Annotated in this window: 21 protein-coding genes; 7 read left to right on the forward strand and 14 right to left on the reverse strand. The window is 36.5% G+C overall.

What is annotated here, in order from left to right; genetic code table 11:
• Positions 1 to 166: 166 nt before the first annotated feature.
• From AC1RNS_RS10525 to AC1RNS_RS10550, 6 genes are all read left to right on the forward strand, one after another.
• On the forward strand, positions 167 to 676 hold the full coding sequence (locus AC1RNS_RS10525; protein ID WP_492992453.1) for a DUF3231 family protein: 510 nt from the start codon (positions 167 to 169) through the stop codon (positions 674 to 676).
• A 414-nt stretch (positions 677 to 1,090) separates the two neighbouring features.
• Complete coding sequence (locus tag AC1RNS_RS10530; protein ID WP_492992454.1) at positions 1,091 to 1,561, forward strand: DinB family protein; 471 nt, start codon at positions 1,091 to 1,093, stop codon at positions 1,559 to 1,561.
• Between the two features lie 221 nt (positions 1,562 to 1,782).
• On the forward strand, positions 1,783 to 2,436 hold the full coding sequence (locus AC1RNS_RS10535; RefSeq protein ID WP_492992456.1) for a pentapeptide repeat-containing protein: 654 nt from the start codon (positions 1,783 to 1,785) through the stop codon (positions 2,434 to 2,436).
• A 918-nt stretch (positions 2,437 to 3,354) separates the two neighbouring features.
• Positions 3,355 to 3,543: a DUF4177 domain-containing protein gene (locus AC1RNS_RS10540; RefSeq protein ID WP_492992458.1), complete on the forward strand. Its 189-nt coding sequence runs from the start codon at positions 3,355 to 3,357 to the stop codon at positions 3,541 to 3,543.
• A gap of 184 nt (positions 3,544 to 3,727) precedes the next feature.
• On the forward strand, positions 3,728 to 3,937 hold the full coding sequence (locus tag AC1RNS_RS10545) for a hypothetical protein (protein ID WP_492992460.1): 210 nt from the start codon (positions 3,728 to 3,730) through the stop codon (positions 3,935 to 3,937).
• A gap of 722 nt (positions 3,938 to 4,659) precedes the next feature.
• Entirely contained in the window at positions 4,660 to 4,977 is a 318-nt protein-coding gene (locus AC1RNS_RS10550; RefSeq protein WP_492992462.1) for a hypothetical protein, read from the forward strand.
• Positions 4,978 to 5,287: 310 nt separating this feature from the next.
• On the opposite strand, the gene AC1RNS_RS10555 is transcribed toward AC1RNS_RS10550, so the two are convergent.
• Both AC1RNS_RS10555 and AC1RNS_RS10560 read right to left on the reverse strand, forming a co-directional pair.
• Positions 5,288 to 6,376: a M42 family metallopeptidase gene (locus AC1RNS_RS10555; protein ID WP_492992463.1), complete on the reverse strand. Its 1,089-nt coding sequence runs from the start codon at positions 6,374 to 6,376 to the stop codon at positions 5,288 to 5,290.
• A 94-nt stretch (positions 6,377 to 6,470) separates the two neighbouring features.
• On the reverse strand, positions 6,471 to 6,956 hold the full coding sequence (locus AC1RNS_RS10560; RefSeq protein WP_492992465.1) for a dUTP diphosphatase: 486 nt from the start codon (positions 6,954 to 6,956) through the stop codon (positions 6,471 to 6,473).
• A gap of 102 nt (positions 6,957 to 7,058) precedes the next feature.
• Here AC1RNS_RS10560 and AC1RNS_RS10565 point away from each other — a divergent pair, with 102 nt between their 5' ends.
• On the forward strand, positions 7,059 to 7,454 hold the full coding sequence (locus AC1RNS_RS10565) for a sigma-w pathway protein ysdB (RefSeq protein ID WP_492992467.1): 396 nt from the start codon (positions 7,059 to 7,061) through the stop codon (positions 7,452 to 7,454).
• 39 nt (positions 7,455 to 7,493) lie between these two features.
• Here AC1RNS_RS10565 and AC1RNS_RS10570 read toward each other — a convergent pair whose 3' ends face one another.
• The 12 genes from AC1RNS_RS10570 to polA all read right to left on the reverse strand — a co-directional run bounded on the left by AC1RNS_RS10570 (position 7,494) and on the right by polA (position 20,607).
• Positions 7,494 to 7,754, reverse strand: a complete 261-nt coding sequence (locus AC1RNS_RS10570) for a DUF1294 domain-containing protein (RefSeq protein ID WP_492992469.1) — start codon at positions 7,752 to 7,754, stop codon at positions 7,494 to 7,496.
• 189 nt (positions 7,755 to 7,943) lie between these two features.
• Positions 7,944 to 8,303, reverse strand: a complete 360-nt coding sequence (rplT, locus tag AC1RNS_RS10575) for a 50S ribosomal protein L20 (RefSeq protein ID WP_492992471.1) — start codon at positions 8,301 to 8,303, stop codon at positions 7,944 to 7,946.
• Positions 8,304 to 8,361: 58 nt separating this feature from the next.
• Positions 8,362 to 8,562 carry a 50S ribosomal protein L35 gene (gene rpmI / locus AC1RNS_RS10580; protein WP_069513721.1) on the reverse strand — a complete coding sequence of 67 codons (201 nt, stop codon included), beginning with the start codon at positions 8,560 to 8,562 and terminating at the stop codon, positions 8,362 to 8,364.
• A gap of 31 nt (positions 8,563 to 8,593) precedes the next feature.
• Positions 8,594 to 9,097 carry a translation initiation factor IF-3 gene (infC, locus tag AC1RNS_RS10585; RefSeq protein ID WP_016994853.1) on the reverse strand — a complete coding sequence of 168 codons (504 nt, stop codon included), beginning with the start codon at positions 9,095 to 9,097 and terminating at the stop codon, positions 8,594 to 8,596.
• Positions 9,098 to 9,532: 435 nt separating this feature from the next.
• Positions 9,533 to 11,464: a threonine--tRNA ligase gene (gene thrS, locus AC1RNS_RS10590; protein ID WP_492992473.1), complete on the reverse strand. Its 1,932-nt coding sequence runs from the start codon at positions 11,462 to 11,464 to the stop codon at positions 9,533 to 9,535.
• Between the two features lie 706 nt (positions 11,465 to 12,170).
• Positions 12,171 to 13,100 carry a primosomal protein DnaI gene (gene dnaI / locus AC1RNS_RS10595; protein WP_492992617.1) on the reverse strand — a complete coding sequence of 310 codons (930 nt, stop codon included), beginning with the start codon at positions 13,098 to 13,100 and terminating at the stop codon, positions 12,171 to 12,173.
• A gap of 24 nt (positions 13,101 to 13,124) precedes the next feature.
• Positions 13,125 to 14,492 (reverse strand): replication initiation and membrane attachment family protein, encoded by a 1,368-nt coding sequence (locus AC1RNS_RS10600; RefSeq protein ID WP_492992474.1) that lies wholly within the window; start codon positions 14,490 to 14,492, stop codon positions 13,125 to 13,127.
• An 18-nt stretch (positions 14,493 to 14,510) separates the two neighbouring features.
• Entirely contained in the window at positions 14,511 to 14,981 is a 471-nt protein-coding gene (gene nrdR / locus AC1RNS_RS10605; RefSeq protein ID WP_492992476.1) for a transcriptional regulator NrdR, read from the reverse strand.
• A gap of 237 nt (positions 14,982 to 15,218) precedes the next feature.
• Complete coding sequence (locus AC1RNS_RS10610; protein ID WP_492992478.1) at positions 15,219 to 16,241, reverse strand: glyceraldehyde-3-phosphate dehydrogenase; 1,023 nt, start codon at positions 16,239 to 16,241, stop codon at positions 15,219 to 15,221.
• Positions 16,242 to 16,478: 237 nt separating this feature from the next.
• Complete coding sequence (gene coaE / locus AC1RNS_RS10615; RefSeq protein WP_492992479.1) at positions 16,479 to 17,081, reverse strand: dephospho-CoA kinase; 603 nt, start codon at positions 17,079 to 17,081, stop codon at positions 16,479 to 16,481.
• 13 nt (positions 17,082 to 17,094) lie between these two features.
• On the reverse strand, positions 17,095 to 17,967 hold the full coding sequence (gene mutM / locus AC1RNS_RS10620; RefSeq protein WP_492992481.1) for a bifunctional DNA-formamidopyrimidine glycosylase/DNA-(apurinic or apyrimidinic site) lyase: 873 nt from the start codon (positions 17,965 to 17,967) through the stop codon (positions 17,095 to 17,097).
• A gap of 12 nt (positions 17,968 to 17,979) precedes the next feature.
• A complete protein-coding gene (gene polA, locus AC1RNS_RS10625) occupies positions 17,980 to 20,607 on the reverse strand; it encodes a DNA polymerase I (RefSeq protein WP_492992483.1) in 2,628 nt (875 codons plus the stop codon).
• Positions 20,608 to 20,690 lie beyond the last annotated feature (83 nt).

The following is a 20,690-nucleotide window of genomic DNA, read 5'->3' on the forward strand; positions in this document are numbered from 1 at the left end:
ACTCTATTCTTTAAGTTACAACTATAAAAAAACACAACAATTTGTTAAAGACCATTATTTTGTTTCTTTTATTGTTCAGCAATATTGCATTTTGTGTATTAATTTTTTAATTATATCCATACTAACTTTGCTTTAGTGGCGAAAAACAAGAAAAGGAAGTGTAAGTATGGGTATTCTTGGTGGTAATCCAAAAGATGAACCATTGCATTACGGTGAAGTATTTAGTATTTGGTCAAGTTTAATTGCAGACTATGGAATGATTTCTGGCTATCAAACGTTTTATAATCACGCTGGTGATGAAGATCTAAAAAAAATTATTGAAGATATCATCGAAACTTGCAGAGAAGAAGTAAAACAATTAGAAAAAATTCTAAAAACGAATGGTATTGCTTTACCACCTGCTTCACCTGAACGACCTGTAGCAAGATTGGAAGATATCCCTCCAGGTGCAAAGTTTAATGACCCAGAAATAAGCGCTGCTCTTACTGCTGACATAGCTGCTGGATTAGTTGCATGTAGTCAAGCAATGGGTATTTCCACTCGTGAAGATATCGCATTAATGTATGGTCAATTCCATATGGCAAAAGCTCAACTTGGTGCTAAACTTTTACGTTTGAACAAAAATAAAGGTTGGCTTGTACCTCCACCATTACATGTAGCTTATCCTGAAAAATAATATATTTACCTGACAAACCGTCTCCCAGTTTAAAGCTGGGTTTTTTTAATGTATAAAGAACCTTATTTTACACACAATAATTTGAGTGTATCGCACGCACTTTATATAGGCTATGGCGTTGGTTGACCGTCATAGCTTTTTTATTTTTAAATCTTTTTTCAAGGGCAATAAACTATATAACCTAAGTTAGCTAAGCATATAAATAGTAGTGTTAAGCTAAACTAGTTTAACTTGGTCCCTCCCGAATTGTTACTTAGGGTCACTTCCACCAAAGTGACCCTTTAATAGTTTTTGCTCAAATTGTTTAGTAGCATTTATTAAAACAAGCGAAAAATTCTAAACTAAAAAACCGACTTCTAAAAGAACGTACATTCGTATATAATTTAAAATATACTAACAAGTGGAGGGTAAATAATGAACACAATCGATTTAATTCTTTTAAATTTCAATGAAGTCCGAAGACGTAGCATTAAGCTTTGGACGTCTATCCCCCAAGATAAATTAAATTGGAGACCAGATGATAAAGCTATGTCTTGCATTGAGATGATTAGACATGTTCTAGAAAGTGAATATTATTATCATCAGGCTATTAAAAATAAAGGCAGTATACCTGTATTTGAATCCCCATTTGAAAAACTACCATTCAACACTGTTGAAGATGAATTAATTATTGCAGTACCGTTTAGAAATCAATTTATAGAAACTATTAAATCATTTTCAGATGAAGATTTAAAAATTATTAAAATTGACCGTTCAGATGTTGGGTACATAAGAGACTTAGGAGATATGTTGCTGAGAATTGCCTATCATGAATCAATTCATACTGGTCAATTACTCGATTATTTACGATCTGCAAAAGTTACAATCCCAGATATTTGGGATTAATCTATCTTCGGGTGTTTTCATCTAGGTAAGACACCTTTTCTTTTTATAAACACCTATTTCTAGCAATTATCTTTACTACTGAACATCTTTCATATTGTGCAGTAATGTGATAGAAATTTAGATTTGCACATACTTTTACTTAATATGAAAGTCTTTTCATTTTATTTTTTTACTTTAAATTTATGTATAGATATTACTAACTTTTTGAAAGGTGTGCTGAAATGTCACAAGGTTTCAATATTGAATTACCAAAAATTCTCTCAGATCTAGAAAAAGCTAATTTTCAAGATATTTTTTATGATGAAGACCCATATTTATCAAATTGTATTATTGCTGATACAGTAATTGAAAAAGAGGTTGTTGAAAAATTAGTTGTATCTAAAGTTATCTTTAAAAATGCAAAATTCATTGATGTTTCTTTTAGAAAAATTGATTTAACTGATGTAATTTTTGAAAACTGTGATCTATCTAATGCAAACTTAAGTGAAGGTATTATACATAGAGTCAATTTCAAAAACTGCAAATTATTAGGATCTGATTTTTCTGAAACTAATCTTGGAAATGTTTCTTTTGAAAATTGTATTGCAAATCTATGCAATTTTGCTGTAACCCGTTTCAAGCATGTGATATTTGACAATTCAATACTTCGAGGTGCAAATTTTTATGAATGTTCACTAAATAAGGTGAAATTTTATGAAAGTGATATTAATGATGTTGATTTTTCTCAAACTTCTTTAAAAGGAATTGATATTAGTACATGTAATTTTGAAAAACTTAATGTAACCCCAGAAAGTTTGAATGGATGTGAAGTTTCCACTGAACAAGCTATTGGTTTTGCTTCTTTGTTGGGATTGAAGGTAAAGTCATTAAATTAAAAAAGCAGCTGATTGGAATATTCTAATCGGCTTTTTGACTGAAAAATATCTATCGATTAAACCTCATATTGTTCATTAAGGTTCTAGTCTTTATATTATTCACCAGGGGAAATCCTTCGAATAAGTTAACTAATGATTAATTTCGTGTTAACATAATACAAATACCATTATTTAGATGTTTTTTTGACTGACAAACGTAAACGTAGTACATTAACTAGTTCGGTTAGTAGTTTGGCAATATGTTCAGTAGGGGGATATAGAATCTTTACGGACAACATAGAAGATATGTCAATACAAGTAGCATATATATTGGATTGATATGCTTTGTTTCTAGTGTAGTAATTTTATTTAGAAACCCTCGAACTTAGCGTTGCTTTATGGCAACGCTTTTCTTAATGCTGCTGAACAATATTTATCAAGTGTTAATTAACCTTCGCAAAACGTGTTCAAAATATTTGTCAAAATCGTTGTAATCTTCTTCATTTAAATCATTCATTTCGAACTATTTACCACAATGAGGGAATTCTGCAATATCACCTTTTCAAATTCGTAAACTGCCATTTCACTTACTCCCTTGCTGGACAATTTCTTTCTAACATGATCTTCTAATGGTTCAGCTATTTAACAACTTTTCGTGGCTACCAATCTAAATATGATGGTGTGACACGCTCATTCATAAGTTGTTTGCATTTATCACAGAAGCATCGGTTTTCATACCATGTATAAAAGACCACTTCACTATCAATGAAATCTTTCTCACATTCAGCACAATATTTGACTTTTGTTTCTTTCACTTAATCACCTTTCTGTACAATGTCTTTCGAAAAAACCTCGAACTATTCATCAACTTCAATATATTTATTGAAACTTTACATTACTAAAAAACGTAAATGAAAGTAATAATAAGGAGGTTGAATCTTGTACGAACATAAATTCGTGAAAATTCAATTATCTTCATTCAAACTAACTCCTGAGGAAGATTATCATAAAGTTGTTTTTGATTATGAAAAAGAAGGTTGGGAATTAATACAAATCTTTGCACCAGGAACAAAAGGTACCGGTTTTCCTTCTTTTTTTGAATTAATATTTAAACGTAAGAAAGATTAAGGGGATTCATTACCCTTTACTGTCTCTTTATTACACATTTTCTTTATTAACTACCTATAAATTTCGGATGATATAGTAAAAAAACATTTATATAGTATATATTTTTTACAGATAACCCTATATATGGTACATCTGAACATGTTAAATTATCTCCAAAAATATACATAAAAGGGGAGACATAAGAATGTCGAAAATTCCGATTACTTTAAAGTGGATGATTGCTATCGGTATTATTATTATGGGTATCTTTATTATCCTTACTTCATTTTATTTTTTAAAAGACCACCAATATTATAGATGGATAAAATGGACAGGTTACATTTTATTTTTTGCAGGGATTATATTAACACCATTTGCTAAAGAATCTAATGAAGAAATGCAAAAAACTAGATAAATTTATTAAATAGGCTATCTATGGACAGTCTGTTTTATCCCTGTCCAACGTCACCCTTACTGCACTTTTTCTCCGCTATGTTATGATTTCTATAAGTTATTATTTTTTCAATCAGTTTTGAAAAGGGCAATTTTGGAGGTTACTGTATGCGAAGTTATTTAGTTTACACACTATTACTAATCATGATATTTATTGCAATAGTTGACTCTTGGGGAAACTTATCTAAAACAGTATGGTATGTAATTGCATCTACAAGTATTATCTGATTAATGATTATGAAAACAATTGAGCGAACTCAATAACAGGGCAATTATCGCCTATGGTAACAGTCAATGTATATGCAGTCACCAACATTCGCTCCAAATTAACAAAGGAATAGTTTTTATGGCAGGTAAAAAATGAAACGAGGTATGTATGTTAAAGAAAAACATTCGATTTGCGTTGTTATTTTTCATATTATCAATTGGATGGAAAATAATTATTCAAAATGATATTAAGTGGGTAGAAACTATAACAATCACAATTTTCATATTTCTGTTTGCAATGTTGTATGATTGGGCAAATATCCCTTATAAATGGAAGAAACAACAATAAAGTGATACTATCTTAATTAAATAGCTGATTATTCAGTTTTTAAATCCAACATGTAGGTTCTTCACACTTAGTAGCCATAGATTGCGGAAAGTGTAATGTTAGGTGATACAATGAAAGGAGATGACAGCATGGAGTTATTCACGGAACTTGTTGGTATTGTTCTACCCATTGCAATAATCGGAGGAATTATGGTCTTTGTTATTAAAAGGCTTGAACATAAACATAAGCAAGGAAAATTAGGTAAGAAAAAATCAAAAGTGGCTCAAAATTTATTAGATAGTTTAATGCCACTCGGAATGCTTTTTGGTTGTACAATCGGTTTGATTCTTAGCATGTTTTTCTCAATTTCATTATTATCTACACTAAGTTTTGGTTCAGGGCTAGGCTTACTACTCGGATATTTTTCTTATGTAATTTATGGCAATAAAGAGGAAAGTTATTCATAAAAATCTATATTCCTTAATAGGGCACTTTAGTTTAATAAGAATTGGACTTGTGTTTATGATTAATTTTCATAATCGCAAGTCCTTTTGTTATGCTTTCACAACTGACCATGTAATTTAGCACATAGCCCTTGATAAACAAAAGGAGTTGCAGTGCCGATAACTTTTTAGTATAGGTAGTTTATTTTAACCTCTACTATACAGGTTCCTAGGAATAATTTGTCTTGGATCAATAAAAAAGCCTCCTAACATTTTTGTTAGAAGGCAAAATATGATGTATCTATTTAGTTCTTTCCTACGTTCTTTTACAGTATCAGTCAAAAATAATTTTATTCACAGCATCTCTGTCTAATTTTTTAATAACCTCTACCACTAATTTTACAGCATTCTCATAATCATCACGATGTAGAATACCTGCATGTGAGTGGATATAGCGTGTTGCAATACCGATTGATAGTGCAGGTATGCCGTTAGCTGTTACATGAATAGAGCCAGCGTCTGTACCGCCACCAGCCATGGCCTCGAATTGATATGGAATATTATGCTCATCAGCCACATCTAATACGAATTCACGTAAGCCACGATGAGATACCATTGATGCATCATAGACAACGATTTGTGGACCAGCGCCCATTTTACTTGTTGATTCCTTCGCTGTTACCCCTGGCGTGTCTCCAGCTACACCTACATCGACAGCGAAGCCAATATCAGGTTGGATTTTATGAGTCGCCGTTTTCGCACCGCGAAGACCGACTTCCTCTTGTACGTTCCCTACAGAATATAGGATGTTAGGATGTTTTTCATTTTGCAACGCCTTCATAACATCAATAGCAATTGCACAGCCAATACGGTTATCCCATGCCTTTGCTAAAAGATACTTGTCATTTTTCATGACATTGAATTCAAAATATGGTGTCACCATATCACCAGGACGCACGCCCCATTCAAGCACTTCTTCCTTTGAAGCTGCACCCACATCAATAAACATATCTTTAATGTCTACGACTTTGTTTCGTACATCTGCTGGTAAAATATGCGGTGGCTTTGAACCAATTACCCCGATGATTTCATCGCCTTTTCGCGTTGTAATTGTAACACGCTGTGCAAGCATTACCTGGCTCCACCAGCCACCTACAGTTTGGAATTTGATAAACCCTTTATCATCGATTTGTGTAATCATAAAGCCGACTTCATCTAAATGCCCTGCCACCATAATTTTGGGACCATTTTCTTCGCCCACTTTTTTTGCGATAACGCTTCCTAAGTTATCTGTTTCTACTGAGTCTGCGTATGGTGCAATGTATTTTTTCATGACCTCACGTGGTGCACGTTCATTCCCTGCAATTCCATTCGCATCCGTTAAATCTTTAAACATTTGTAATGTTGGATCTAGCTGTGTCATCCTTTTGCCTCCTACTTTCGAAATCTTCTCTATTATACTTCGTTTACCGAAATATTCCTAGTATAATCGTCTGAAAATTGATGTATTTCTCACATTAATATCCTGAACGCTGGCGATTATAATTTTCTTCATTCTTTTCTATATACGCTGCCACCACGTCCTCAAACGTAAAGCCTAAATTATACGCAAGTAAACCATAGCATTGCCAAATCGTTAAATATCTATCCTCTGATGGCTGACGAATAAAGGTTAAAATATAGTCCTGTGTCATTAAGAAAATTTCTGTTAAATCTCGCTTTTCTTCAATCACTGGCCATTTTTCTAGCGTTGTATAACCCTTTAATAGACCGAGGGATAGTATAAAATGTATCGAATCCACATACTCCTCTAAAATAACAGCACGCTCTGAAGGCCCTTTTGTACTCCAGAATTTAAAGCAGCGTGTTTCATTAGCTAGTTCTGCTAATTCAACCATTAATGCTAAACCTTTTTCATTAAAAACATCCTGCTCAATTTTTTGTGTTTTTTCAATAAAATCATCAAGCTCTTTCTGCATTTTAAACAATTGTTGTAAATTCATTTTTTTCTCCTAAATTTCTAAAATAATTTATAAAAAGTGAAACTAATTTCCCCCTTCAATCGTATAGGGAAGAATAACCTTTCTTCAAGGGGGAAATGAAACATGTTGCCATTACTAATTCGACTTGCTGTAATTGCGCTTATAATCTATGTATTTTACAAAGCGATTCGTTATATAACCGATCCTAAGCGAAAACTTGATGAAGCCTATGAAAAAGGCCATTATTATTTTTACGATGATGTTAAAAATGTCCGAAAAAATTTCTTTATTTCCTATAAGGGTGCACTTTTTGAAGGTGAAAAATACCTCGGTACTACTGAAGAAGCCTTTGAGGTTGTGACAATTTTCGTTGGTGCTCGTGATGCTGCGACACTGCAGGGTTTCAATAAAAGTGATTTTGAATATTTACAGCAAGAAATTCTATTGAACTATCCAAGCGCAAAAATTAATTGGAAGCAGCCCATTGAACAGCTTATGCGCAACACATCCTCCTCATGAGGATGTGTTTTTAATTAACGTATTATTGTCTCCCCAATCTCACCATAGCTGTACAACGATAAAAACTTGAACAGCTGCTAACAGTGGGAAGCCAAAAGCAAAGCTGTTATGGCGTGTTTTATGACGAAATAAATACATTCCTAACACGCCGCCTACTGCACCTCCAGCAATCGCCAGTGTAAAAAGCGTACGTTCCGCAATTCGCCACTCATGCTTTTTCGCTTTGGATTTATCCATGCCCATCATTATAAGCAGGACTATAGAAACAATTGCCATATAGGCTACTAATGCTTGTCCCATTAAAGTCTCCTTTGCAAATGATTTACTACTAATCTAACATAAAAAAGACTGACGGATAAATCCATCAGTCCTGAGAAATCACATATTATTTTGCGACTGCTTTTTTTGCGACTGTCGCTTCGCTTTCGTCACAGATTTAAACTGAGATTCGCTTCGTTTCAGTCACGTAAGAAGCATTATATCACTTAATTATTTAGCGACTGCTTTTTTAGCAGCATCTGTTAATTGAGTGAATGCTGTTGCATCAGTTACAGCTAAGTCAGCTAACATTTTACGGTTAACTTCGATACCAGCAACTTTTAAACCGTGCATTAAACGGCTGTATGAAAGACCGTTCATGCGAGCAGCTGCGTTGATACGAGTGATCCATAATTTACGGAAATCACGTTTTTTCTGACGACGGTCACGGTATGCATATTGACCTGACTTCATCACTGCTTGGTTAGCAACTTTATATAATGTATGTTTTGAACCATAGTAACCTTTAGCTAATTTTAAAACTTTTTTACGACGTTTGCGCGTCACTGTTCCGCCTTTTACGCGTGGCATAGAAATTACCTCCTGCTTTTCATTAAAAAATGAATGTTAGTTTATTTTGTGTAGTTAATCATTTCATGTAAACAAGTAATGATTTAATGCGTTTGAAGTCACCAGATGACACAACGTTTGCTTTACGTAGGTGACGTTTTTGTTTCGTAGATTTGTTTGCGAATAAGTGGCTTCCATAAGCACGGTCATATTTTAATTTACCTGAACCCGTTTTTTTGAAACGTTTCGCAGCTCCACGGTGAGTTTTCATTTTTGGCATGTCAAATTCCTCCTAAACTGTTCGTCTAATATTATTTCTCGTTCTTTGGTTGAAGAACTAAGAACATGCTTCGGCCTTCCATCTTCGGCTTTTGTTCTACCGTTGATACTTCAGCACAAGCTTCAGCAAAGCGATCTAGCACACGTTGACCAATTTCTTTATGTGTAATCGCACGACCTTTGAAACGTAGGCTACATTTAACTTTATCGCCTTTTTCTAGGAATTTAATCGCATTACGTAACTTCGTTTGGAAATCATGCTCATCGATTGTTGGGCTCAAGCGAACCTCTTTCATAACGATGACCTTTTGATTTTTACGAATTTCACGGTCTTTCTTTTGCTGTTCAAACTTAAATTTACCATAGTCCATGATACGAGCGACTGGCGGCTTGGCTTGAGGGGCCACAAGGACAAGATCCAAGTTTACACGAGCGGCGATTTCTAGCGCTTCATTACGTGTCTTTACACCAAGCTGGTCACCATTGTGATCGATTAATCGAAGTTCACGTGCGCGAATGCCTTCGTTTACATACATGTCTTTGCTAATAGTAATCCACCTCCAAGTAATTGTCGCGAATACATGGTTTGGGCAAAGCCTTGCCCGGTTGAACGGTACATCCTCTTGTCATGTCCATAAAAAAAGGACGGACACTTTGAAGATGTCCGCCCGCTATATGTGCATGCGCAAGTCTGCGCAAAACAATTCAACGTGTCATACCTGTTCACAGCTTTTAAAGCGTTGTATCAGGTGAGAAGCGGGCAGCCTCTACTTCAACCACAAACTTTGTATTCATTAACCTTAATTATATTAGCATGTATAGGATAAACTGTCAAATGGTAATTTAGCTTATTGCTAATAAAATAGCCAAATCATTTTTAATCTAAACATCTAAATTACTAGCTGGGGCAATTCAATGCCGCAAAAATAAGACATTTCTATTAAAAGTACCCCAGCCATTTTTTATAGATGCTATTTTGTAATTTCTGCTTTAATGTTTGCTAAGAAATCCTCAAAGCTAATTGTTTCTGAATCTTTAGAGCCGTAACGTCGTACATTCACACCATTAGCCTCTACTTCCTTGTCACCAATGACAAGCATATAAGGGATTTTTTTCATTTGTGCTTCACGAATTTTATAGCCTAACTTCTCTTCACGATCATCCATTTCAACACGTAAGCCTGCTGCTGTTAATTGCTCTTCAATTTGTTTTGCATAGTCGAAGTGAGCTTCATTCGATACTGGAATCACTTCTACTTGAACTGGTGCTAACCAAGTTGGGAATGCACCTTTATATTCTTCAATTAAGAAGGCAACAAAACGTTCCATTGTTGATACTACACCACGGTGAATAACGACTGGACGATGTGGTTTACCATCTTCCCCAACATATGTTAAATCAAATCGTTCAGGTAATAAGAAGTCTAGTTGAACTGTCGATAAAGTCTCTTCTTTACCAATTGCTGTTTTTACTTGCACGTCAAGTTTAGGGCCATAGAATGCCGCTTCACCTTCCGCTTCAAAGTAGTCTAAACCAAGCTCATCCATTGCTTCTTTTAACATACTTTGTGCTTTTTCCCACATTTCATCATCATCGAAGTATTTCTCAGTATCTGCTGGGTCTCGGTAAGATAAACGGAATGAATAATCATTTAAGTCGAAATCTTTATAAACCTCTAAAATTAACTGCACAACTTTTTGGAATTCCGCTTTAATTTGGTCAGGGCGAACAAAGATATGGGCATCGTTTAAAGTCATCCCACGTACACGTTGTAAACCAGAAACAGCTCCTGACATTTCATAACGGTGCATTGTTCCAAGCTCTGCAATACGTAATGGGAGGTTACGATATGAATGCATGCTATTTTTGTAAACCATCATATGGTGAGGACAGTTCATAGGACGCATAATTAATGTCTCATTGTCCATCTCCATTGGCGGGAAAATAGAATCTTGATAGTGATCCCAGTGACCAGAAGTTTGATAAAGCTCTTTCGAACCCAATACTGGTGTATAAACATGCTTATAGCCAAGTGATAATTCTTTATCCACAATATAACGCTCAATGACACGACGAATTGTTGCACCATTTGGTAACCAAAGTGGTAAACCTTGACCGACTTTTTGTGAATTCGTGAATAACTCTAATTCTTTTCCAATTTTACGGTGATCACGCTCTTTTGCTTCCTCTAGCATTTGTAGGTGATGTTTTAATTCCTCTTTTTTGAAGAATGCTGTTCCATAAATACGTTGAAGCATCTTGTTATCAGAGTTCCCTCTCCAGTAAGCACCTGCTAATGAAAGAAGCTTGAATTCACGAAGTTTTCCAGTGGATGGTACATGAATACCACGACAAAGGTCAAAAAATTCCCCTTGATAATAAATTGATACTTGCTCATCTTCAGGAATCGCTTCCAGTAATTCTAGTTTATATTCATCGCCGATTTCTTCATAGATTGCTTGTGCTTCTGTACGGCTTACATTTTTGCGTTCAACTTCTAAGTTTTCAGCGATAATTTTTTTCATTCCTTTTTCGATGGCTGGTAAGTCTTCAGCAGTTATAGGTGTCGGAGCATCAATATCATAGTAGAAGCCTCCCTCAATCACTGGACCAATGCCAAGTTTCACATCTGGGAACAATCGTTTAATCGCTTGCGCTGTTAAGTGTGCTGTTGAGTGACGTAAAATTTCAAGTGCTTCCTCATCGTCTTGCGTGATGATTGAAATTGCTGCATCCTCTTCGATTGGTGTTTTTAAATCCACTAAGATACCGTTGACTTTACCTGCATAAGCTTTTTTTCGTAGCCCTGGGCTGATTGATAGTGCTACATCATCAGTAGATGTACCTTTTGCAAATTCCTTCACAGCGCCATCTGGGAAAGTTAATTTAATCATTTCTGACATAATCTTTACACTCCTCGGTTTTATAAAATACGTAATGAATGATGAGAAACAAAGCCTTTTTGACTCTTGAATGAAGCGGGTTTGCTTTTTTTCAGGTTTTGGTCCGGAACTGATTCACACTTTTTTTGAGCGACTTTCATCTCTATTTGAGCACTATTATCTCTTCAACAATAAAAAAGCCTCGTCCCTCACAAAAGGGACGAAGCGTATGCTCGTGGTTCCACCCTTCTTCCTTCCGACTCCTTAAATAGTCAGACGAAGCTCAAGGCTAGCTAACGGGCTAGGGACCGGCGAAAGATTATCCCTTTCGCTGCTCAGTAGGTAGTAAATGATGTGCTCATACTAGGAAGCTTACAGCCAATGACTTCCCTCTCTAAAAAGTTGATACACAAAATTCTTATCCTCATCAATGCATTTTTGATCAATTATGCCTCGGCATATTGCGTCTGGAATCGGCTTTGTGCTTAGACCTGCACGATGCAGGTCAGTTAACCGTTATCGCATGGTTGCGATGGTTTTAGGCTAACATCCTTTATGAACTCCTTTCCGATTCCATAACATCCGCCAAAGGCTTTTACTTCATTCAGCAAGTGTTTTTTGTAGCGAAAGCGAAGCGTCAGCTACAGGTGTTTGGAAACTGTTGAAAGAAGTTAATTATTATATGAGACAGTATACGCTCGATTGTCGTAAAATGCAACTGACAATCTTACATCCGTCGATTTTTGCCACGCATTTCAATCGGCTCTGTTAAAGCTTTAATACGTTCCATAATTCGTCCTGCTTTAACAACTTCGATATCACCTTTTTGTGATTGTGCTAAATGATGTTCCAATTCATCATAATTGAAATTAGAAGTTATAAATGTTGGTAATTGCTCTGCCATACGATAATGGAAAATAGTTCCTAAAATTTCATCCCTTGTCCAAGCGGTCATCGTTTCGGCTCCAAGATCATCAAGCATCAGCACAGGTGCCTTTTTCACATAGTCTATTTTTTCATTCAATGTATTATCGCCAATGGCATTTTTCATTTCTCGTAAAAATTCAGGCACAAAAACGACTACTGAACGGATTTTTATAGCGGCTAACTCATTAGCCAAGGCACCCAGCACAAAGGATTTTCCTACCCCAAACTTTCCGTATAAATAATAGCCCTTCGCAGGAAGCTTCCCTAATTCCACTGTAGTCTTGACAAATTGCGCCGCTTTTTGCGCAATCATAACGCGAGATTCGTCGTCAATCATTAAATCTTGAATGGTAGCTTGGAGCACATCTTTAGGCATATGCATACTCGCAATCATATTGGCTACATTCCGGTGCTCATCCTCACGTATTTTTTGCTCACAACGCACATAATCCATTTCAACAGTATTTCGAATTACACGTAAAGTTGGTATAAAACCTTTTAAATAGTTTGTACAATGATCTGTATTGTCACAGCCACAGCAAACAGTAGATTGACTTATAAATTCATGAAGCTTCGGTAAATTACGCTCTATGGAATCATAGCTTAATTCATTTGCATGCGCTGCTAAAAAATCTTGCACACGAGGGTTTTCTAAAATTTCTCGACGCATCGCTTCGTATCGCTCTTGAAATGATGGTACATTAACTACTCTTTTTAATGGTCCATTAATTTGTTCGATTGTCGTTCACCCTCCCTACTTATCACTTTTTCCTAGCATTTCTAATATCTTTTGACGTTCTTTTTCAAAATCTATCGTGCTTGAGATGCTTTCCTCTGGCTGATCGTTACGTTTGTAAAACCATTCAGGTACCTTCTCTTCGCGTTGCTTTCCTGAACGACCTTTGATATTTTGACTACTTTTACTTGGTGTTTGCGGCTTGTTTTTCCAAGTAGTGTATTTATCATGCTCCTGACGTGCGAGTTCCATTGCTTCCTTAGCTGTTTGAATATTTTTGCGCACCCAATGATCCGCAATCGTCTCTACATACTTTTTAGGTAGCTTCATATCCGTAGTAAGCATTACATATTCTAAAAGAGCATTGACAACCCCTACTGGCATACCGTGCTGGACAATTAAGCTTTCAGCAAGTTGGACAGAGGTTTGTAGAGGCTCTTTTCCGTTATTTATATCTCGCAGTACTTGAATAGGAGGTGTAGTTTCTAGGTATTGCTGTAGCTCCTGATCCTTTGTTTTTTGTCCTATTCCTTCTATAGGGGCCTGCTCGTTTACTTTCATCAATTTTGGCGGCTCTTTTGAAACCGTCAGCTTATAAAAATCTGCCGCAGCCTTACGAAGCCGTTCCTGTGAAATACCTACATCATCATCTAAAGCCAGAATCACTATTTTTTGCATATCCAGTGCAGTTAAATGATACAAAAATGCAAGCTTGGCAATCGATTCACGAACATCTAATGTAAGTAAACTGGCAGGCACTAATTGCTCCGATAACCCTGCTTTAAGAAGTTCAAAATCAAACTGATCAAAATAAAATGGATATATTTTTGACTGATTATCCTTGCTACTCTTACTAGCTTGTAAATCATCTGGGATATTTGAATTTACAGGTTTATAAACATCAATAAAAGCACGAGATACATCTTTAAATTCAGCATCTCTTGCAGGAGCAATATAGCGCTGACGTAACTTCCGATAAGCTTGCTCTCCAATTTTACTAAATAAAAACATGGATAACAGCGGGTCTTTCATAAAGCTATCTGCATCAAGTGGACGTATCAGCTCATATAAAAAACTTCGCTCTCCAGCATCTTCTTTCTTCCATGTACGTAATAAGCCAATCGCTTCAAGCGCTATTCGTGCCTCAAATATTTTACCAATCGGAAGCCCTAAAACATTCATTAAATAATAATGTGTCATTTGCTGATATGGCATTTGCTCGGCTTCTGCCCAAAGTGTTAAATAAAGGCTAATCGGCTCTGCTCCAGTTAATGGCTGATAAAATAATGTTACTAATTGACGTTCCTGTGTAGAAAGTGCATGAGGTAAACGAATGTCAAAAGAATCGGCAGGCTGCAATTCCTTATACAAATGAATCAACGACATTCACCCTCTCTGAATTTCTTAAGATTTTTGCTCTGTCTGACGTTGAATGATGTCTTTAATTTCTTCAATAAAGACATTGATATCCTTAAATTGACGATAAACAGATGCAAAGCGGACATAAGCAACCTCATCGATTTTCGCTAGGCGGTCCATTACCATTTCCCCAACATCCTCAGAGCGTACTTCTGAATTACCAATACGACGAAGATCTTTTTCAATTGATAATACTAGTTCCTCAAGTACATCTAGAGCAACTGGACGTTTTTCACATGCACGAATAAGCCCACGAAGTACCTTCTCACGGCTAAACTCCTCACGTGAACCTTCTTTTTTTACAACAACAAGTGGTGTCTCTTCAATTTTTTCAAACGTTGTAAAGCGGAAGCCACATGACTCACATTCACGACGTCTACGAATTTCTTTATTATCATCTACTGGCCTCGAATCCACTACACGCGTTCCGTTAAAATGGCAAGATGGACATCTCATATCATTACTCTCCTGATTTCACAACAATTTAATATTCCTATTATAACAAATTTTCCACATGTAAGAAAAGCGCATTCACGCTAGTGTGCTCATGATAAACCCTGAAAGCAGAAAGTACAAGTATAGATGCCATCAATTTTTAAAGGAAATTTCCATTAAAAGCTAATCCAAGAAACTATTACTCTAACAAAAAAGCACACTGAAACCACCTGGATTTCAATGTGCTAAGTATAATTATTATGCGTTAACTGTTTCTAAAGCGTTTGCCACTTTTTTCACAAGATCCACTACACGTGCAGAATAACCCCATTCATTGTCATACCAAGCAAGTACTTTTACTTTGCGGCTACCCATTACCATTGTCGAAAGTCCATCGACTGTAGAAGAGTAAGTTGTTGTATTGTAATCAGACGATACTAGAGGCTCAACTGAGAAGTTTAAAATTCCCTTCATTGGTCCTTCAGTAGCAGCCTTCACAAATGCAGCATTGACAGAATCTACTGTTACGTCTGTGTTTAAGTCCACTACAAGGTCCACTAAAGATACGTTTGGTGTTGGAACCCGAAGTGCCATACCATGAATTTTTCCTTCTAATTCTGGTAATACCAATTTTAATGCTTTTGCAGCGCCTGTAGATGTTGGAATAATTGACTGTGCACAACCACGTGCACGACGTAAATCTTTATGTGGATTGTCTAGGTTCTTTTGGTCATTTGTATAAGCATGAACAGTTGTCATTAAGCCATTATCGATACCAAATGTGTCATTTAACACTTTTGCAACTGGCGCTAAGCAGTTTGTTGTACAAGAAGCATTTGAAATAACATCATGTTTTGCAATATCAAGCTTATCGTCATTTACACCTAAAACAATTGTTACGTCCTCGTTTTTACCTGGTGCTGTTAAGATAACTTTCTTCGCACCTGCTTCTAAGTGCATTGCTGCTTTTTCACGATCATTAAATTTACCAGTTGCTTCGATAACAATATCTACACCCATTGTAGTCCATGGTAATTTTAATGGGTCACGCTCGCTAATAATTTGAACACGTTTACCATTTACAATTAAAGCATCGCCTGCTGGTTCAACCGTACCTTCAAATGTTCCGTGATTTGTGTCATACTTAATCAAATGTGCTAACGTTTCTGCTGGATAGCTCGCGTTAATTGCAACAATATTTAAACCTTCTTGTACGATCGCTTGGCGGAAAACCATACGTCCGATACGTCCGAAACCATTAATAGCAATTGATACTGTCATTTACAAAATCCTCCTGTGAGTACATACTCAGATTAATTATATACTTTATGGTGATTAGTATAACACAATTTTAAAAAAGATGAACATTATATACTAATAATATTAAAGTTCTTATTTTCTGAAAAATAATTTTGTCAAATTTTGTCCTTATTATGTGTATGCAAACATAAAAAATGCATAGCAAGATTTGCTTGCTACGCATCAAATAATGAAAAAATGACTTTATTTACAGGTACTTTAATTCACTTCTAAAACGTTCCATTTTGTAAGGATTTTTTTCAATTGCTCCTCTGTCTGTCCTAAATTTTCATTATTGTAAATTACTGCATCCGCTCCCTTTTCCTTCACTGACATCGGGAGCTGTGAATGCATTCGTGCTAATGCATCCTCTTTCGACAGATTGTTGCGCTTCATTAAGCGGCGAAGCTGAACCTCCTCGCTCACCGATACCACAATGATACGCTCAACATAATGCTGCAGCTTACTTTCAAATAGGAGTGGAATATCCATTACTACATGCTTGTTGCCAGCCTCTATATAAGCATCACGCTGACGCAGCATTTCCTGACGAATAGCTGGATGCATAATATCATTTAAAATTTTGCGCTTTGAAGGCTCATGGAAAATAATATCACCAAGTTTAACCCGATTTAAAGTGCCATCTTCTAGCAAAATATCTTGTCCAAATTGTTCAGCGATTAATGTAAGTGTCTCTGCTCCTGGTTCCACAACATCACGTGCTACAATATCTGCATCGACAATTGGCAAACCAAGAGCTGTTATCATTTTCGCAACAGTACTTTTTCCACTCGCAATACTTCCTGTTAATCCGATAATCATTGCTTAATCCCCTTTAATGTTGACAATTTGGGCAAAAGACGGACGTGCGCCCTCCAATCGTCATTTGGCTCGTTGCCGTATCACACACTGGACACATCTTCTTCCCGTACATCTGCAGTCGATTCTGCATGCTTCCAGCCTCACCATTAATATTCCGATAATCTGAAATCGTTGAACCTCCTGCGTCAATGCTTTGGCGTAAAACCGTAACAATCGCTTCAAATAGTGCACGCTTACGCTTTTCACTAATACGGTTCATTTTGCGAGCTGGATGAATTTTCTGAGCAAATAATGCCTCAGTTGCATAAATATTGCCACAACCCGAAATTACCTGTCCATCCATTATGACTTCCTTTACGGATTTTTTCTCATATTTCGGTGATGTTGATTGAGCAATAAAATAATCGCAAGCTATTTCATCAAATGGCTCTGGTGCCATTTTTGTTAACGGTACATGGTCTTCAATTTTTTCTAAAAAACGAAGTTCACCAAAACGGCGAATATCTGAATAAATTAAATAGCCACCATCTGCCATTTGGAAAGTTGCATGTATATGCTTTTGAAATTTCGCTTCATTGATTTCCTCTGGCGAATTTACTACGAACCATGCACCTGTCATCCCTAAATGACTAACAAGCACATAAGGTACATTCTCTTTCAGCATATGGAAAAAGATATACTTTGCACGTCTCTCAATTTTTGTTATGGTCATTTGAGTTAAGGACATTTCAAAAGCATCAGGCTCAGCTTGCTTGACAATACATTGTTTTCCTTCTCCAAAGGAAAAACGAATCACCTCAGATAGCTGCACCTGTTGGATTGTGCGTCCCTCAATTTTAGGTTTTAATGCCTGGACGACACCTTCAACCTCTGGTAATTCAGGCATTTGAACCCCTCCTTATTTTGCTTCGTACCAAGTTGCTCCATGGTTGAAGTCCACTTTTAACGGCACTGTAAGCTCTATGGCTTGCTCCATAACCTCAGGAACAATTTTTTCAAGCAATGCAATTTCTTCCTTAGGTGCTTCAAAAATTAGTTCATCATGCACTTGTAAAAGAAGTTTTGCCTGCATATTCTCTTTTTTCAAGCGAGCATCCATATCAATCATGGCTTTTTTAATAATATCTGCAGCGCTTCCCTGAATAGGTGTATTCATGGCAGTACGCTCTGCAAAGCTACGTATATTGAAATTGGAGCTCGTGATATCAGGTAAATATCGACGTCTATTTAAAATCGTAGTGACATAACCATTAAACTTCGCATCCCGCACAATATCATCCATATACTGTTTAACGCCTGGGAAACTTGCGAAATATTTTTCAATAAATGTCGCTGCTTCCTTACGTGTAATATCTAAGTTTTGAGATAAACCATAATCACTGATTCCATAGACAATCCCAAAGTTAACGGCCTTCGCTGCACGACGCATATTGCTATCAACCTCATCTGCTGATACATGGAATACATCCATAGCAGTACGTGTATGAACGTCCATCCCTTCACGGAAGGCCTCTACAAGGTTTTTGTCTTCTGACATATGTGCCAGAACACGTAATTCGATTTGTGAGTAGTCAGCAGAAAACAGTATCCAGCCCTCTTTTGATGGTACAAATGCTTGACGGATTTTTCGCCCTTCCTCTAAACGAATAGGAATGTTTTGCAAATTTGGATCCGTAGAGCTTAGACGTCCTGTAGCTGTTAATGCTTGCTGGAAGCGGGTATGCACCTTGCCATCCTCATGATGAATTTCTTTAAGCAAACCTTCAATATAGGTTGATTGTAATTTACCTAACTGACGATATAAAAGAATATGCTCAATAATCGCATGCTCCGATTTTAATTTTTCTAATACATCTGCTGCCGTCGAGTAGCCTGTTTTTGTTTTTTTAATAACTGGCAGTCCAAGCTTATCAAATAAAATAACGCCTAATTGCTTTGGTGAATTAATATTAAAGGCTTCACCAGCTTCCGCATAAATCTCTTGCTCAATTACAACTAACTTGTCATTCAATTCTTGTCCCATTTTTTCTAAAGTAGCACGATTAACTGTAATCCCTTCACTTTCCATCTCGCCTAATATAGAAGCTAGCGGGAGTTCAAGGTTTTTATATAACTCAAATTGTTCGTTTTCCTTTAGCAATGATTCAAGTTTTGGCTGTACTGACCACACAGCGAAGGCTTTGCGGCTAGCATGCTCTGCTAGTGCATCAATGGCAGGTATAGCTCGTTTGGCACCCTTACCATAAACGGTCTCATTTGCCTGCACATCACGGTAGCCAAGTTCCTTCGCAAGTGTTGCTACATCATCTCCACTTAGTCCGGGATTATTGATATAAGAAGCAAGCAATAAATCAAAATCAACACCCGCTAAACGAATCCCCGCTCGTCTTAATGCTGCTTGGGCAGCCTTTGAATCTGACATATACTTTATTTTTGTCGCATCTTCTAACCATAGACGAAGTACATCTGATTTAGCTACTATATCAAAAGGTACGTAAATTGGTTTCGCTCCATCTGTTAGAGCAATACCTAGTTGTTGGCATGTGTGATAATGCTCGTCCTCTAGCTCCAAATGCACTGCCATAACATCCTTTAAGTGCTCTGGCTTTACTTCCTGCACAATTTCATAGTCAAATGGTGCTTGTTCTTCTTCTTGGACAGAAAAATCACTTTTTTCTAGCAGTGATTTAAAGCCAAGCTCCCGCCAAACATTCATTAACGCTTCTTCATTCGGGCCAGTATAAGCAAGATCAGCAAGTGCAACCTCTATCGGTGCATCCGTAAAAATGGTTGCAAGCTTTTTACTCATGATTGCTTGCTCTTCATTGGCTACTAATTTTTCTTTCATTTTTGAGGCCTTTAAAGTATCCATTGCTGCATATAACGACTCTACTGAACCATGCTCTTTCAGCAATTTAACTGCCGTTTTTTCTCCGACGCCAGGTACACCAGGAATATTATCAGAAGAATCCCCCATTAAGCCTTTCATATCAATGATTTGTTGGGGAGTTAAACCGTATTTTTCTTGGATAAAAGCTGGTGTATTTTTCTCAATTTCAGTAATACCTTTTTTAGTAATGTACACCGTTACCTGCTCAGTAGCGAGCTGTGTTAAATCCCGATCTCCTGAAACGATGATGACATTGATGTCCTGTGATGAAGCTTCTTTAGCAAGTGTTCCTATTATATCGTCCGCTTCATATAGCTCTAATTCATACTGTTTAATACCATATGCGTCAATGAGCTTACGTAAATAAGGGAATTGCTCAGATAATTCTGGTGGTGTCTTTTGTCGCCCACCTTTATATTCTGTAAAGGTTTCATGACGGAATGTTGTTTTCCCAGCATCAAAAGCAACCAATATTTTCGTTGGCTGTTCTTCCTCTAATATTTTTTGTAGCATTGTTGTAAAGCCGTACACAGCATTAGTATGAATGCCACTATCATTCGTTAGCAATGGCAACGCAAAAAATGCGCGATATGCTAAACTATTACCGTCCAATAATAGTAATTTTTCCTTTGTCATGATTTTATCCTCCTGCATTGTCTTCTACTCATTGTAAAACGAAAACGTATGTTTGAAAATGCTTCTTCTTTCTACTTTATCGA

The sequence above is a fragment of the Lysinibacillus sp. GW821-FHT14F06 genome (assembly GCF_058803665.1).

Coding starts and splice junctions, on each gene's coding strand:
- AC1RNS_RS10525 (WP_492992453.1), top strand. CDS start 167: ATGGGTATTCTTGGTGGTAATCCAAAAGATGAACCATTGCATTACGGT.
- AC1RNS_RS10530 (WP_492992454.1), top strand. CDS start 1,091: ATGAACACAATCGATTTAATTCTTTTAAATTTCAATGAAGTCCGAAGA.
- AC1RNS_RS10535 (WP_492992456.1), top strand. CDS start 1,783: ATGTCACAAGGTTTCAATATTGAATTACCAAAAATTCTCTCAGATCTA.
- AC1RNS_RS10545 (WP_492992460.1), top strand. CDS start 3,728: ATGTCGAAAATTCCGATTACTTTAAAGTGGATGATTGCTATCGGTATT.
- AC1RNS_RS10550 (WP_492992462.1), top strand. CDS start 4,660: ATGGAGTTATTCACGGAACTTGTTGGTATTGTTCTACCCATTGCAATA.
- AC1RNS_RS10555 (WP_492992463.1), bottom strand. CDS start 6,376: ATGACACAGCTAGATCCAACATTACAAATGTTTAAAGATTTAACGGAT.
- AC1RNS_RS10560 (WP_492992465.1), bottom strand. CDS start 6,956: ATGAATTTACAACAATTGTTTAAAATGCAGAAAGAGCTTGATGATTTT.
- AC1RNS_RS10565 (WP_492992467.1), top strand. CDS start 7,059: ATGTTGCCATTACTAATTCGACTTGCTGTAATTGCGCTTATAATCTAT.
- AC1RNS_RS10570 (WP_492992469.1), bottom strand. CDS start 7,754: ATGGGACAAGCATTAGTAGCCTATATGGCAATTGTTTCTATAGTCCTG.
- rplT (WP_492992471.1), bottom strand. CDS start 8,303: ATGCCACGCGTAAAAGGCGGAACAGTGACGCGCAAACGTCGTAAAAAA.
- rpmI (WP_069513721.1), bottom strand. CDS start 8,562: ATGCCAAAAATGAAAACTCACCGTGGAGCTGCGAAACGTTTCAAAAAA.
- infC (WP_016994853.1), bottom strand. CDS start 9,097: ATGTATGTAAACGAAGGCATTCGCGCACGTGAACTTCGATTAATCGAT.
- thrS (WP_492992473.1), bottom strand. CDS start 11,464: ATGTCAGAAATGATTAAATTAACTTTCCCAGATGGCGCTGTGAAGGAA.
- AC1RNS_RS10600 (WP_492992474.1), bottom strand. CDS start 14,492: ATGTCGTTGATTCATTTGTATAAGGAATTGCAGCCTGCCGATTCTTTT.
- nrdR (WP_492992476.1), bottom strand. CDS start 14,981: ATGAGATGTCCATCTTGCCATTTTAACGGAACGCGTGTAGTGGATTCG.
- AC1RNS_RS10610 (WP_492992478.1), bottom strand. CDS start 16,241: ATGACAGTATCAATTGCTATTAATGGTTTCGGACGTATCGGACGTATG.
- coaE (WP_492992479.1), bottom strand. CDS start 17,081: ATGATTATCGGATTAACAGGAAGTATTGCGAGTGGAAAAAGTACTGTT.
- mutM (WP_492992481.1), bottom strand. CDS start 17,967: ATGCCTGAATTACCAGAGGTTGAAGGTGTCGTCCAGGCATTAAAACCT.
- polA (WP_492992483.1), bottom strand. CDS start 20,607: ATGACAAAGGAAAAATTACTATTATTGGACGGTAATAGTTTAGCATAT.